The following is a 13559-nucleotide window of genomic DNA, read 5'->3' on the forward strand; positions in this document are numbered from 1 at the left end:
TTCGCGTGAAGAAAACGCGTCAAAACAAGAATCTAGAGCCCCGTTCCGATTCCATCGGAACGGGAAAAGCTCTAGGCGCCGGTCGGCGGCCTCCGCTTCGCAATGCGTTTGACCGGCGCATGGGCCGGCACGGCATTCGAGGTCTGGTCGGCCATGTGGGGAATGCGGTGCTCGATATGCGCCACGACCCGGAAGAAGCTCTCCAGCGCCTTGGCGTCGAGGCCGGCCGTGAGGTTGCTGTGCCGGCGCAGGATTTCATCCAGACTGCGGTCGAGCAGCGCCACGCCCTGCGATGTCAGCCGGATCTCGGTGCGGTTCCGGGCGCTGCCTCGCACCGGGGTCAGCTCGATCAGGCCCTTTTTCTTCAGCGAGGTCGTCTCGCGGCTGACGACGGCCTTGTCCAGTTGCGCATTGGTCCAGATGTCGTAGGCGCTTGCCGGCTCATGCTCCCTGAGAAAGGACAGCACCCGCCATTCCGCGAGCGAGACGCCGTAGGCCTGCGGGAAGAACGCGTTGGCATTGGCGCGCAATTTCGCGACCAGGCTGGACAGCACCGTCGGCACGTAACGTTCGAAGTCGATCACCAGCTCCGAGCCCGTGTCCCCTTGCGGGGCGCGGCGCGGGGCAGGGGCGCTGGTGCGGTTTGTGGCAGTCCGGCTTTTCATTCTTTCACGAGTTGAGTGCGCGCGATCAGGACCAGGGCCGCCGCGACGAGGAGAACGCCTGTTACCACGAGGAACCCGGTGGTGAAACTGCCCGAGGCGTCCTTGGCGCGTCCGATCACGATCGGGATCGTGGCGCCTCCGATGCTGCCGATGGTGCTGACCAGGCCGATCGCGCCCGGCGCGCTCTGCCGCGACATGTAGGACTGCGGGATGGTCCAGAACACCGCCTGCGTGCCATAGACGCCTACATTGGCAACCATGAAGCCGATGATGATCCAGAGCGGCGATGTCGAGAACGCCGCGATGGCGAAGCCCGCTGCCGCGATCACGAAGGTCATGGCCGCATAATAGAAGCGCTCACCGACATGGTCGGAGTGCCGCGACAATGCGATCATGCCGATCAGGCCGGCGACGGGCGGGATCGCCGTCACGAATCCGACCTGTGAATTCGGCAGCCCGAACGATTTGATGATTTGCGGCAGCCAGGGAAACAGCGAAGCCAGGCCACAGAACAGGCCGAAATTGCACAGGCCGAACAGCAGCACCATCGGCTTGGTGATGGTCCTGAGCACGCCTTCGGCATGCACCACGCCGGTTGCCTTGGCATCGCGCTCCAGCGCGCCCATCAGCCAGTTGCGCTGGGCCGTCGACAGCCAGCTCGCCTGCTGCGGACGGTCGGTCAGATAGAAGATACCGACGATCCCCAGGATAACGGGCGGCAGGCCTTCGAGGATGAACAGCCATTTCCAGCCCGAAATGCCGAACACCCCGTTCAGCTCGAGGATGGCGCCAGAGATCAGCGAGGCGAAGATATAGGAGATCGGCACCGCATAGTTGAACATCGCGTTGTAGCGGGCGCGGTAGCTGAACGGAAACCAGAGGCTCAGCAGCAGCATCACCCCGGGAAACAGGCCGGACTCGGCAAAGCCGAGGAAGCCGCGGAATGCATAGAGGCTGAGCGGGCCCTGCGTGAACGCCATCAGCATGGTGGCGATGCCCCACAGGATCGCGATCCGCGTCAGCGTGACGCGCGCGCCGTATTTGCTGAGGATGAGATTGCTCGGGATCTCGAAGATCGAATAGGTGAAGTACATGATGCCGACGGCGATGCCGAACATCTCGGCATTGAGCCCGAGCTCCTTGTTCATCTGCAGCGCGGCAAAGGAGATGTTGCCGCGGTCGAGAATGGCGAGGAAGTACATCGCCATCACGAACCACATCAGACGCAGCGCGACCTTGCGGATCGTGGTGCGTTCGATCTGCGGATCGGCGGTCGTTGTCGCCGCCTTGTCCATCACGATTTCGGTCATCCCTGTCTCCCCCGATTTTTTTTGAGTTTTGAGCGGTTGCTTTATGCCGGCAGGCAGACTTCCAGCCGGTCGCCCGCCACGCGGACGGGATAGACCTGGATGTCGATCTCGACCGGGCTGGTCAGCGCCTCGCCGGTCCGGATATCGAAGCGGCCCATGTGCAGCGGGCATTCGATCTCGCAGCCCTCCAGAATGCCGTCGGACAGCAATGCTTCCGCATGGGTGCAGATGTTGCTGGTGGCGTAGTACTCATTGCCGACGCGATAGAGCGCGATGTGGTGGCGGCCGATTTCGATGCCGTACGGCTCGCCTTCGGTCAGCGCGCTGAGTGCGGCAGCTTCGTGCCAGGTTCCGTGATCATCCGTCATGTGCCCTCTCAAATGCTGTAGAAATCGAGCACGGTCGGCACGCGGTCGTTAACCAGTGTGATGACCTTGCGCGCGATCTTCCAGGTCTCGCCGTCACGCCGCAGCGTGTGCTCATAGCGCCCGTGCCGCAGATGCTCCTTGGCGACGCGCGGGTCGTAGACGTGGACCGAGAACACCGAGTGGCAGGTGATCTGTTCAGGCCCGGTTTCGGACGCTTCCAGGTTCGAGATCTGGTGCACGGTGCGCGGCAGCGGCAGCGCGGTGATCGATTTGCGCGACTCGATTCGTGCGATCCGCTCTTCCAGCCCGCGCCGCGCATCGTGGTAGAGCAACGAGACCTGCGTGTCGGGATCGTTGGTGGTGGTGTACTCGTCGAGCCAGGCCGGCACCCAATAGACGGCATCCTCGCTGTACATCGCGACCCAATCGGCCCATTCGCCGGTATCGAGCAGGCGCGCCTCGCGGAAGATGGTCGCGGCTGCGACCGCGTGGGCATCGGTTTGTCTGATTGCGCTGGCAGCCATCATGCCGTCTCCCCGGCGGCATGCTGCAACAGCCTGCGCCACTCGCGATACCCGGGATGGAAGTTCGTCTCGCCGCCGAAGCTGGTGGGACCGAACGACCATTCGGACGGGGTTATGCCGAGCTCGCGCGTGTGCGCGCTCTCGCCGTGGCCGACCTCCGCGACGCCGCGCAGATAACCCTGCGTCGGCGCGGCGGTGGTCGCGTCGTAGCCGGTCTGGCAGAACTCATACATGACGTTGTCGTCCGAGCTGGCCAGCCCGGAGGCATTGAAAAAGTCTTCGTAGTTGCGAATGCGAAGCGTGCGCGCGGCGGCGCTTTCGCCGACCGGAGCGAGGCAATGCGACACCATCTCGGTCTTGTCGGGCGCCAGCGGCCGCCAGGTTCGCACCTGCGCCGACAGGATGTCGATGACCTGAAGGTTCGGGAAAATCGTGAGGTTGCGCTGGCGCAGCATCCATTTGGCGCGGGTGCTGCCGACGCGCTGCCGCACGGTGTCGAGACGCGCCGGATCTATGCCGAGCGGCCGGCCATAGAGCTGCGTGCGCTTGATCGACCAGTTGACGGCGTGGCCGTAATCGAAGCTGAAGCTGCCTTGCCCTTCCTGCTCGCCTTCCGGCTCCGCAGTGAATCCGGCATCCGGTCCGGCGCTGGCATTGCGCTTCTTCAGGATATCGACGTAGGAGCTGTGCGTGGTCGCGAAGTGATAGTAGTCGAGACCGTTCTCGAACTGCAGTTTCCAGTTTGCATCGAACGTGTAGGTGCTGGCGCCCGGCACGAACTCGACCTCACCGCTGTCGCTCTGATCGATGATGAGGTCGAGGAACGCGCGGGTGTCGCCGAGAAATTCCTCCAGCGGCGGAACGTCGACTGAGAGGCTCGCGAACAGGAATCCGCGATACGAACCCAGCCGCGCGACCGGAAGCAGGTCGTGATTGCCGTTCGAGAAGGACGGCGGATACTGTCCGCTCGCTTCCTCCGTCACGGAGATGTTGCGCCCGCTCGAATCGTAAGCCCAGCCGTGATAGCGGCAGACGTGAAACTTCTGCCGGCCCTGCTTGAACGGACAGACGATCGTTCCGCGATGCCGGCAGGTGTTGAGGAAGGCGCCGACTTTGCCCTCAGCGCTCCGCATCACCAGAATGGGATGCCGGCCGATATGGGTGGTGACGAAGTCGTTGGGCCGGGCGATCTGGGATTCCAGGCCGATGAAATTCCACGTGGCCTCGAAGATGTATCGCAGCTCGGCGTCGAACACGTCCGGATCGGTGAAGATCCGACGATCGACTTCGAAGATGCGTTCGCCGGGGCGGTCGTCGATGAGCCGGGAAATCTCGCTCAGCCTTGCCGCGTGGGTCTGCGAAGCAGCCTTCATAACGTCCTCCCTTCGACTAACCGCCGGTCGCGAAAAGTCGCCCGCAGAGCCGCGTCACGGCTCGCGTCTTCTCACGGCGGGAACAGCCGGCTTGATCGCCAATCTTGGAATGACTCTATAGTTGTCATGACAACTATGGTCAAGCCGATTGGTCGATCAGAAGCTGGAGCCGGACGCAACGGATACGGCCCGCGCGTCGGGCTACAGCGAGGAATGAGCAGACCGCTTGGCGTGGAGCGGCGGGTTCAGCCCTTGCGCGCCGGCGCGGTCAGGATAATTCCCGCATCGATCAGGGCGCGGCAGATGTTCTTCAGCGCAGCGATCGCTTCGCGGGTTGCTCGGCTCACCGGCCGTCCGCGCGGCAGCGCCAGCACGCGCTCGGCGCGCATCCAGGGCAACAGCGCCGCCGACAGCACGCCGGCGGCCACCTCCTGGTGAATGCCCGAGAAGGGTAGCAGCGCGTAGCCGAGTCCTGATGCCACCATGCGCTTCATCGGTGTGCTGTTATCGACCCGCACCGCGCAGAGCATGGTCGACGGGAACGGGTTGCGGCTGAGCGGGGCCACCGCGGATGGCAAGGCGTCGAACTCCTTGCGGGTCAGTCGGCCGCGCTTCAGCAACGGATCGCGCGACGGTCCGATCAGGAACACCTGCTCGACGACCAGCGTTTCATAGTCGAGATGATCGTTGGGGGATGGCGTCGTTACGATCGCCAGATCGAGCTCACCCCGCAGCAGGCGTTCGGATGCGTTCTCGGTCAGGCCCTCGCTCAACTCGAGCCGCACGCGTGGAAATTGCTTGACGAAGGTCTGGGCTAGCAGCGGGTAGAGGATATCGCCGAGGCTCGGTGGCGCGCCGATCCGCACCGTACCGCTCGGCTCCCGATTTTCCGTGCGCACCTCGGCCTTGATGTCGTCGATCGTCCCAAGCAGCCAGCGCCCGCGCGCGAGCAGCACTTTGCCGGATTCCGTGACCGAGACCCCGCGCGCGCCGCGTTCGAGCAAGGCACCGCCGAGTTCGTCTTCGAGTTCCTTGACGTGGCGGCTGAGCGCCGACTGGGCGACATTCAGCGTGCTCGCTGCGGCGGCAAAGCCGCCACGCTCGGCGACGGCGACGAAATAGCGGATCTGCCGCAGGTCCATGACCGGCACTCCATCTCAAATCGAGATGGATACCATATCAAACATATTCTTGTGAGATACCAAAAAAGGAGCAGTCTCCTCGCAACGATCAAACGGAGGAGAGACGAGGATGGGCATCGCCACCGATGAGGCACGCCGGACGTCCGTATTCATCGCCGGCGGCGGGCCGGTGGGCCTTGCGATGTCGCTGCTGCTCGACCGCTTCGGCATCGACTGCGTGGTGGTCGAGAAAAGCCCGACCACGACCGATCATCCGAAGTCGCGCGGCTGCTGGGTTCGCACCATGGAGATATTCCGGCAGTGGGGGATCGAGCAGGCGATCCGCGACCGCGGCCTGCAGGACAACTCGGACATGTTCGTGTTCCTCGACAGCATCGCAGGTCACGAGTTCGGCCGCACCCGTCCCGAGCCGAATGTCGGGCATACCCCCGCCTGGAAGAGCCTGGTCGCTCAGGACGCCGTTGAGGAGGAAATCCTGCGGGTGGTCGAAAAGTCCAAGCACGCCACGGTTCTGTTCAACACGGCCTGTGAGTCGTTCGAGGAGACCAACAGCGGCGTCAACGTCACGACACGTTGCGAAAAGACCGGCGAGGTGACGCAGTGGACGGCGACTTACCTGATCGCCGCCGATGGTGCAGGCAGCCAGACGCGGCGCAGCGCCGGGATCGAGATGGTCGGGCCCTCGACGCTGGCGGTGATGTCGAACGAGTATTGGCGTTCCGATCTGTCGCGGCTGCCGATCGCGCGCGAGGCCGCCGGCTTCATCATCATCCCGGACAAGCCCGATCTGCCGCGCGCCGGCATCCTGAACACCAATGGCCGGGATCGCTGGCTGACCGTCACGCAAATCGGCCTGACCAAGGACGATCGCGAGCGGCCGTGGACCGACCAGGAGTTCATCGAGATCGCGCGCGGCCATGTCGGCATTCCGGATCTCGACGTCACTCTTCTGAACCGCTCGATCTGGCGTGTCAGCATGCAGGTGGCCGAGACCTTTCGAAAGGGCCGGGTGTTTCTCGTCGGCGACTGTGCGCACCGTTTTCCGCCGACCGGCGGTTTCGGCCTGAACTCCGGCGTTCAGGACGCGCATAACCTCGCCTGGAAGCTCGCCTTCGTGCTGAAGGGCCTCGCGGATGAAAAGCTGCTCGACAGCTATTCCAGCGAGCGCCGCCCGATCGCACAGTCCAATGCCAATTTCAGCTACGGCAACAGGCTGCGTTTCGGGCTGACCGACGACGCCGTGCGATCGCGCGATCCGGACCGGATCAGGTTCTGGATCAACGATATGGACAATCATTTGCACAGCATCGGCCAGAACCTCGGCCACAACTACGAGGAGGGCGCGGTGATCCCCGATGGCACCGTCGCGAAGGCGTTGAACTCCCGCTACTACACGCCGACCGACCGTCCCGGCGCGCGCTTTCCGCATATGTGGCTCGAGCCTTCGCGCAAGAAATCGACGCTCGACTGGTTCGACAAAGAGTTCACCGTCGTCGCGGGCCCACTCGGCGGCGAGTGGCTGGAAGCGGGAAAACAGGTATCCGAGAAGACCGCCTTGCCGCTGTCGCTGAAGCAGTTGCCCTCGGCCGATCCGGCGGACGGATTCCAGCTGGGCATGCGCGGCGCGGTGCTGGTGCGCCCCGATGGGCATGTGGCGTGGCGGATGCCGTGGCTTCCGTCGGATCCGGCGAAGGAGTTGGCCGGCGCGCTTTCCACGTTGCTGCATTGACGGGGTCTTAGATGCAATCGTTCGAATCCAACGGCGTCGTCACGGCGTTCGAGAAAACCGGACATGGCGAACCGATCGTGCTGCTGCATGGCGGCGAGGCCGATCATGCGATGTTCGACGGACTTGCGCCAGTGCTGGCGGCGGATTTCACCGTGATCACCTATGACCAGCGCGATTCTGGCGCCACCAGGAATCCCGCGTCGTCCTATTCGCTGGCCGACCTGGCTGATGATGCCGCGGCCTTGATCGGGGGGCTCGGCTATGACCGCGCCCATGTCTTCGGGACCTCGCTGGGCGGCCAGATCGCGCAAGTGCTGGCGGCTCGCCATCCCGGCAGGATCGACCGCCTCATCCTGAGCAGCACCTGGAAGGTCAACAGAAGCCCGCTGGACGTCAATGCGGATGTCTTTCGCAAGCTCGCCTCCTACCGCGCGGACACCATCGCCAACGCACCGAAGATTGCGGAGTTCTTCTTCCCGCCGGATTATCTGCGCGCGCGGCCAGAACTCATCGACATCTTCCGTGGCTCCAGCCGCGACGACGGCCAGAAGGCGCGACGCGGCGCCTTGCTCGCGCAGCCTGTCGACGCCGATTTGACAGGCTTCGATCGCCCGACGCTGCTGCTCGTGGGCAGCGCCGACCGGCTGATCCCGAATCCAGAGACATTTGCGCTCGCCCGCGGCCTTGCCTCCGTCGAGATGAAGACGATCGCGGACGCCGGTCACGTCGCGTCGATCCAGGCCCCCGAGCGGGTGGCGGAGGCGGTGACGGCATTCCTGAATTCAAAAAAGAAGGCGGCTTGACAATAACAGGGGGAGACCATGGCTGAACAAGCGAATGCCGTGCCGTTCGACGAAGCGCCGGTGACGGCGCGCTACTGGCTATCGATCATCATCTTCGCCGTAACCGGCGTGGTCGATTTCTTCGACTTCTTTGTGGTCGGATTTCTGGTGTCGGTGCTGGCGCCGAAATGGCACCTGACGTTTGGGCAGACCTCGATCATGCTGATGAGTGCCGGCATCGGGGCGATGCTGGGGGCGTTCGTCGCGGGCATCCTCGCAGATCGTTTCGGGCGCAAGCCGCTGGCGATATCAGGCGTTCTGCTCTGCGGCCTGACCTCGGGCGCGATCGCGTTCATTCCGGAAGACGGTTGGGTTGCGTTTGCGATCCTGCGCTTCTTCGTCGGCTTCGGCCTTGCCGCGGGCGCGGCGGCGGCGGTTCCCGCCATCGTCGAATTTGCGCCGACCCGTCATCGCACGCTGGTCACGAGCCTCGTGGTCGTTCCGGTCGCCTTTGGCGTGCTTTCGGCATCGGTGACGGCGAGCTTCCTGCTGCCGCTGGTTGGCTGGCGTGGATTGGCGGCGGTCGGGTTCTTGCCGATCATCCTCGGAATCCTCACCATGATCATCATGCCGGAATCGCCGCGCTGGCTCATCAGCAAGGGCCGCGTCCGCGAGGCGCAGGCGAGCATCCGAAAACTCTATCGGGTCGGCGGCGACGAGTTCGTCCTGCCCGTGCTGCCGCCGGCGAGCTCCGCGACATTTGCCGATCTCTTTGCCGAGCAACGGCGCTTCTGGCTGACCGTCCTGATCTGGTTCGGCGCCAGCACGGCGAATTACGGCGTGTTCTTGTGGGGACCGACGATCGTGGCGCTGCTGCTTGGCGTCGCGCCCCAGGATGCGGCGAAGATGTTCATCTATGTCAGCCTCGCCGGCGTGCTCGGCCGGACCGGCTTCGCCTTCCTCGCCCATCGGATCGGCCGCAAGCCCTGTGGCCAGTTGATGGGCTATGGCACCGCGGTGTCGCTGGCTCTTGCCGCCTATTTTCACAACGACTTTGCCGGCTCGGTACCGTTGTTTCTGGTCTTCCTGGTCGTCGGCGCCGTGTTCTTCGACGGTGGATTTTCGAACATCGGGCCCTATCCGGCGGAAATCTTCCCGGTCCAGCTTTCGGGGCGCGCGGTCGGCCTTGCCCAGCTCTCGAACGGGATAGGCAAGATCGTAGGTCCCCTGTGTCTCGCATTGATCGCCGGTGCGGACAATCTCGTGCATCCAGGTGCGACCGCCTCGGCAGTGATGCCGGCGTTCTGCTTTCTTGCCGGCGCAGGCCTCTTGATCGGGCTCGCCTTTACATTCCTCGGCGTCGAGCCGCACGGGCGTCCGGTGGCCCTGTTCGGCGAAAATGGGGGCGCGGGCGCCGCACCGAAGTCGCTGGCCGCAAAAGCGGCAGCGGGACAGTGAAAAGACGAAAGGGCATACGATGGACCATGCGCTCGACACGATCGCAACGGCAGCGCCGTTCGATACTGCAAAGCTCGATCGGCTGATGGATGAGGCAGGGCTCGACATCCTGATCGTCACCTCGCGTCACAACGTGCAGTATTTGCTCGGTGGATATCGTTTCTTCTTCTTCGACGTCATGGAGGCGATAGGCACCAGCCGCTATCTGCCGGTGTTCGTCTATCAGAAAGGGCACCCGGAAAATTCCATCTACGTCGGCAATCGGATGGAGAAGTTCGAGCAGGAGCTCGGACGGATATGGGCGCCGACTGTCAGAGCAGAGGCGTGGGGAACGATCGATGCGGTCGGCCTCGCGATCGAGCATGCGAGAAAGCTCGGGGGCGCGGCCCGGCGTGTCGGCATCGAGGCAGGTTTCCTGCCGGCCGACGCCAGGGATCATCTGCTCGCGGGCCTTGGCGACGTCGAGCTCAGCGAGGCCCATTTCACGTTGGAACGGCTTCGTGCCGTGAAGTCAGCGGCCGAGCTGGACCTCATAAAGGAGGCTTCCGAACGCGTGGTCGATGCGATGATGACGACGTTCAAGGGCTGTGTGCCGGGCATGACCAAGAATGATATCGTCGCTCGCCTGCGCCACGAGGAGCAGGAACGTGATCTCGTCTTCGAATATTGCCTGATCGCCGCAGGCAAGAGCCATAACCGCGCGCCGTCGAACCAGCGTCTTGCGGAGGGCGACGTGATCTCGATCGATTCCGGCGGAAACTACCGGGGCTATATCGGCGATCTTAGCCGCATGGGCGTCCTGGGTGAGCCCGATAGCGAGCTGCGCGAGTTGCTGCAAGAGATCGAGGACATCCAGCAGGTGGCCCGGCGCGCGATCCGGCCGGGCGCCATGGGCGGCGACATCATCGCGGCGGGCGAGGCTGCCGTCAAAGCTTCCCCGCATCGCGCGGTGCTTGACTTCACCGCGCACGGCATCGGGCTCGTCAGTCACGAAGCGCCGCGCCTCACCGCGACCGGCCCGGTCCCTTACGCGCCGTACGACGCCGACCGGCCGCTCGAATGCGGGATGGTGATCTCGATCGAAACCGCGCTGCTGCATCCGGCGCGCGGTTACGTCAAGCTCGAGGACACGCTGATCGTCTCCGAGGTGGGCTGGGAGGCGCCCGGTGACCATGGCAGGGGATGGAATTCATCGCGTCTCATGGCGTGAAGCGGTCAACGCCAGGGCGGCATTTTTGGCTGGGTCACCGATTCAGCTGCCGTGCTGGAGGCGCTCGCCGGCCAAGTTCGGAATACTAGAAATATATCCCTGAATTGCCCGACGTGTCAAGTTGCCCGGTCGACGCCGGCCGCCGCCGGCTACTTTGCATGGGGTTGTTTTCGATATTTTGGCAGTGCCCCCTGCGACGGCCCAGATGACTTCATTTGCGCTCGGCGAGGCGATTGATCCGGCGGTCTTGGCTTCACTCGAGCCTCCGGCCATGCGATGCTTCGAGCTGGATGTAGCGGCGGCTCCGTGCCGTCTGCTCGCCAAGGTCGGCGCCGACGATGGGCAGGTGCAACCGATAAGGATTGCCTCCCATCGACAGAAGCGACCCGATGAACGCTAACGCGCTCCACGATTACGCCCAAAGCATCCTGACCGCACGGGTCTACGACGTGGCGGTCGAGACGCCGCTCGATCCCATGCCGCGGCTCTCCGAACGATTGTCGCGCACGGTGTTGCTGAAGCGGGAAGACTTCCAGCCGATCTTCTCGTTCAAGCTTCGCGGCGCCTACAACAAGATCGTCAGGCTGCCGGACGCACAGCGCAGGTTGGGCGTCATCTGCGCCTCGGCGGGCAATCATGCGCAGGGTGTCGCGCTGTCGGCGCGCAAGCTCGGCATTCCGGCGACGATCGTCATGCCGAGGACGACGCCCGCCATCAAGGTCGAGGCCGTCCGGCGTTTGGGCGGTGACGTTGTCCTGCATGGCGATACGTTCGACGACGCGCAAACCAAGGCCAGGGAGATCGAGGCCGCACGTGGTTTGACCTTTGTGCATCCGTTCGACGATCCCGATGTGATCGCCGGCCAGGGAACGGTCGGGATGGAGATCCTGCGCCAGCATCCCGATACGATCGAGGCGATCTTCGTGCCGATCGGCGGAGGCGGACTGGCGGCCGGCGTGGCCGCCTTCGTGAAATTCCTCAACCCGTCGATCAAGGTCGTCGGCGTCGAGCCGGCGGACGCCGCGTCGATGGCGGCCGCGCTCGCCAAGGGTAACGTCGTCGCGCTGGATCAGGTCGGACTGTTCGCCGACGGCGTCGCCGTCCGCAAGGTGGGAACCGAGACCTTCCGGCTCTGCCGCGACCTGCTCGACGAGGTCGTGACGGTGGACACCGACGCCATGTGCGCTGCCATCAAGGACATCTTCGACGACGTTCGATCGGTCGCCGAGCCCTCCGGGGCATTGGCGCTCGCTGGCCTCAAGGCCTACGCCGAGCGCGGCGCGCTCAGTGACGGCAGCCTGATTGCCGTCAACAGCGGGGCCAATCTGAATTTCGACCGGCTGCGCACCATTGCCGACCGCGCCGAGGTCGGCGAACATCGCGAGGCGCTGCTTGCCGTGACCGTGCCGGAGAAGCCGGGCAGCTATCGGCACTTCATCCGCATCCTCGGCTCGCGCGCGATCACGGAATTCAATTACCGCTTTGCCGAGACCACCGCGCCGGCGCAACTGTTCGTCGGCATCGCGCTGAGCCGCGGCGAGGTCGAGAAGCGGGAGGTCATGGAGTTGCTTCGGCGGGAAGGCTATCCGATCCTCGATCTCAGCGAGAACGAGATGGCCAAGGACCATGTGCGCTACATGGTGGGCGGCCGCGCTCCGCTGCTCAAGGACGAGGTCATCTACCGCTTCGAGTTTCCGGAGCGTCCCGGCGCGTTGCTGAAATTCCTCGAGAGCCTGGCGCCCGACTGGAATATTTCGCTATTCCACTACCGCAATCACGGCGCCGACTACGGACGCATTTTGGCAGGCATCGAGGTCAAGCCTCACGAGCGCACCCGGTTCGTAGAGGCGCTGGATGCGCTCGGCTATCCCTACTGGAACGAGAGCGAAAATCCGGCCTACCGCCTGTTTCTCTCCGCCGAGAAGGGATGAAGCACCGGGCGCTTCCGTCGACCAACGGTCAGCGATCGGCGGTCAATTGTTGGCGGTAGCGCTCTGCGTCCCAGTTCAGCAGCGCATGCTCGTTCTCTGCCGTCAGATAATTGACCCGTGCGGTCGGGGGCAGGCGGCAAGTGACCAATGCGAGGCAGCTCAGCATGGCTTCCGCGCCGTCGCTCGCGTCCTCGCGGATGAGGCTGCCGAGGTCTGGGACGAGGAGGGCAACCGGCGGCGGCAGTCCGTTCGCGGTGGTCTGCGCGATCATGGCGTTCAGCTTCTCGCGACGCTCCAGGACCGGCAGGCCCGGGCCAAGGAAGACGACGTGATCGGGATACAGCGAGCCGCTGGTCGCGATCGCGCGGCTGTAGCGGTCGGTGGCAATGTCGTGGCCGCGAGGATCTCGCGGCAGGCGATAGTTGGTGCCGGCGCAGATCGTGCGGAGCGCGTCATGATCTGCGGTCGGCGCGCTGCGCTGCTCCAGCGCGAGGCGTTGCTCGACGTCGGCGACCAATGCCTCCGCCGCGTCGCAGGTGGCCGCACCGACCACCAGGCCATGATTGCCGAGGATCAGGACGTCGACCGCATCCTGCGCGATCGCTTCGCTGACCGCGCGTGCGAGCGGCAGCCCCGGGTGGTGATAGTCGAGGTAACGCCACGCCAGTCCGTCCAGGCGCCGGGCAAATTCGTCGCGGGCGTCGGCGCGCACCGCCCATGCGATGGTGTTGACGGAATGGACGTGCAGCACGATCCGCTGCGGCATCAGCGCATGCAGCGAGGTCTCGATCGAGGCGCGCAGCGTCGTCCCGGCGTTCGGCGCCAGCGGCACGCGTTCGTCGCCATGCATCAGCGCCGCGCGCGCGGCCGACAAGGCGACCGGCACGAAAATCTCCTTGTCCTCGGCGTCGGCGAGCCAGGTACCTGACGCCTTCACCCAAAGCACGTCGCCATCCTTGACCGACGAATTGCCGCCGGCGCCCTGCACCAGCAGGATATTCCTGCCGACGCGTGCCGACATGCGGCGCAGTTCATCCAGCATTTGAGGCGGTCGCATCGGGGCTGTT

Annotated in this window: 12 protein-coding genes; 5 read left to right on the forward strand and 7 right to left on the reverse strand. The window is 64.4% G+C overall.

All coding sequences use genetic code 11. The features are described from left to right. Positions 1-71 precede the first annotated feature (71 nt). From PMN64_RS27240 to PMN64_RS27265, 6 genes are all read right to left on the reverse strand, one after another. A complete protein-coding gene (locus PMN64_RS27240; RefSeq protein ID WP_157347696.1) occupies positions 72-584 on the reverse strand; it encodes a MarR family transcriptional regulator in 513 nt (170 codons plus the stop codon). A 77-nt stretch (positions 585-661) separates the two neighbouring features. After that, on the reverse strand, positions 662-1975 hold the full coding sequence (locus tag PMN64_RS27245; protein ID WP_411782867.1) for an MFS transporter: 1314 nt from the start codon (positions 1973-1975) through the stop codon (positions 662-664). A 41-nt stretch (positions 1976-2016) separates the two neighbouring features. Further along, positions 2017-2343: a non-heme iron oxygenase ferredoxin subunit gene (locus PMN64_RS27250; protein ID WP_411782868.1), complete on the reverse strand. Its 327-nt coding sequence runs from the start codon at positions 2341-2343 to the stop codon at positions 2017-2019. Between the two features lie 8 nt (positions 2344-2351). Beyond that, positions 2352-2867: an aromatic-ring-hydroxylating dioxygenase subunit beta gene (locus PMN64_RS27255; RefSeq protein ID WP_411782869.1), complete on the reverse strand. Its 516-nt coding sequence runs from the start codon at positions 2865-2867 to the stop codon at positions 2352-2354. After that, positions 2867-4240 (reverse strand): aromatic ring-hydroxylating oxygenase subunit alpha, encoded by a 1374-nt coding sequence (locus PMN64_RS27260; protein ID WP_411782870.1) that lies wholly within the window; start codon positions 4238-4240, stop codon positions 2867-2869. The genes PMN64_RS27255 and PMN64_RS27260 overlap by 1 nt, the downstream gene beginning before the upstream one ends. A 245-nt stretch (positions 4241-4485) precedes the next feature. Continuing rightward, positions 4486-5382 (reverse strand): LysR family transcriptional regulator, encoded by an 897-nt coding sequence (locus tag PMN64_RS27265; RefSeq protein WP_411782871.1) that lies wholly within the window; start codon positions 5380-5382, stop codon positions 4486-4488. Positions 5383-5491: 109 nt separating this feature from the next. Here PMN64_RS27265 and PMN64_RS27270 point away from each other — a divergent pair, with 109 nt between their 5' ends. The 5 genes from PMN64_RS27270 (at position 5492) to ilvA (ending at position 12492) form a co-directional block, all read left to right on the forward strand. Continuing rightward, positions 5492-7111 carry an FAD-dependent monooxygenase gene (locus PMN64_RS27270; protein ID WP_411782872.1) on the forward strand — a complete coding sequence of 540 codons (1620 nt, stop codon included), beginning with the start codon at positions 5492-5494 and terminating at the stop codon, positions 7109-7111. An 11-nt stretch (positions 7112-7122) separates the two neighbouring features. Then, on the forward strand, positions 7123-7914 hold the full coding sequence (locus tag PMN64_RS27275) for an alpha/beta fold hydrolase (RefSeq protein ID WP_411782873.1): 792 nt from the start codon (positions 7123-7125) through the stop codon (positions 7912-7914). An 18-nt stretch (positions 7915-7932) separates the two neighbouring features. Further along, a complete protein-coding gene (locus PMN64_RS27280; protein WP_411782874.1) occupies positions 7933-9351 on the forward strand; it encodes an MFS transporter in 1419 nt (472 codons plus the stop codon). 19 nt (positions 9352-9370) lie between these two features. After that, complete coding sequence (locus PMN64_RS27285) at positions 9371-10561, forward strand: M24 family metallopeptidase (RefSeq protein WP_411782875.1); 1191 nt, start codon at positions 9371-9373, stop codon at positions 10559-10561. A 389-nt stretch (positions 10562-10950) separates the two neighbouring features. After that, on the forward strand, positions 10951-12492 hold the full coding sequence (gene ilvA / locus PMN64_RS27290) for a threonine ammonia-lyase, biosynthetic (RefSeq protein WP_411782876.1): 1542 nt from the start codon (positions 10951-10953) through the stop codon (positions 12490-12492). Positions 12493-12520: 28 nt separating this feature from the next. On the opposite strand, the gene PMN64_RS27295 is transcribed toward ilvA, so the two are convergent. After that, positions 12521-13549: a class II aldolase/adducin family protein gene (locus PMN64_RS27295; RefSeq protein WP_411782877.1), complete on the reverse strand. Its 1029-nt coding sequence runs from the start codon at positions 13547-13549 to the stop codon at positions 12521-12523. Between the last annotated feature and the right edge of the window lie 10 nt (positions 13550-13559).

The organism is Bradyrhizobium sp. UFLA01-814, from assembly GCF_046718885.1.
Classification (GTDB): domain Bacteria; phylum Pseudomonadota; class Alphaproteobacteria; order Rhizobiales; family Xanthobacteraceae; genus Bradyrhizobium; species Bradyrhizobium elkanii.

Bases quoted from the DNA above. Each gene is read 5' to 3' on its own strand.
- PMN64_RS27295 (WP_411782877.1), bottom strand. From the start codon at position 13,549: ATGCGACCGCCTCAAATGCTGGATGAACTGCGCCGCATGTCGGCACGC.
- PMN64_RS27280 (WP_411782874.1), top strand. From the start codon at position 7,933: ATGGCTGAACAAGCGAATGCCGTGCCGTTCGACGAAGCGCCGGTGACG.
- PMN64_RS27250 (WP_411782868.1), bottom strand. From the start codon at position 2,343: ATGACGGATGATCACGGAACCTGGCACGAAGCTGCCGCACTCAGCGCG.
- PMN64_RS27270 (WP_411782872.1), top strand. From the start codon at position 5,492: ATGGGCATCGCCACCGATGAGGCACGCCGGACGTCCGTATTCATCGCC.
- PMN64_RS27255 (WP_411782869.1), bottom strand. From the start codon at position 2,867: ATGGCTGCCAGCGCAATCAGACAAACCGATGCCCACGCGGTCGCAGCC.
- PMN64_RS27275 (WP_411782873.1), top strand. From the start codon at position 7,123: ATGCAATCGTTCGAATCCAACGGCGTCGTCACGGCGTTCGAGAAAACC.
- PMN64_RS27265 (WP_411782871.1), bottom strand. From the start codon at position 5,382: ATGGACCTGCGGCAGATCCGCTATTTCGTCGCCGTCGCCGAGCGTGGC.
- PMN64_RS27245 (WP_411782867.1), bottom strand. From the start codon at position 1,975: ATGACCGAAATCGTGATGGACAAGGCGGCGACAACGACCGCCGATCCG.
- PMN64_RS27285 (WP_411782875.1), top strand. From the start codon at position 9,371: ATGGACCATGCGCTCGACACGATCGCAACGGCAGCGCCGTTCGATACT.
- ilvA (WP_411782876.1), top strand. From the start codon at position 10,951: ATGAACGCTAACGCGCTCCACGATTACGCCCAAAGCATCCTGACCGCA.
- PMN64_RS27260 (WP_411782870.1), bottom strand. From the start codon at position 4,240: ATGAAGGCTGCTTCGCAGACCCACGCGGCAAGGCTGAGCGAGATTTCC.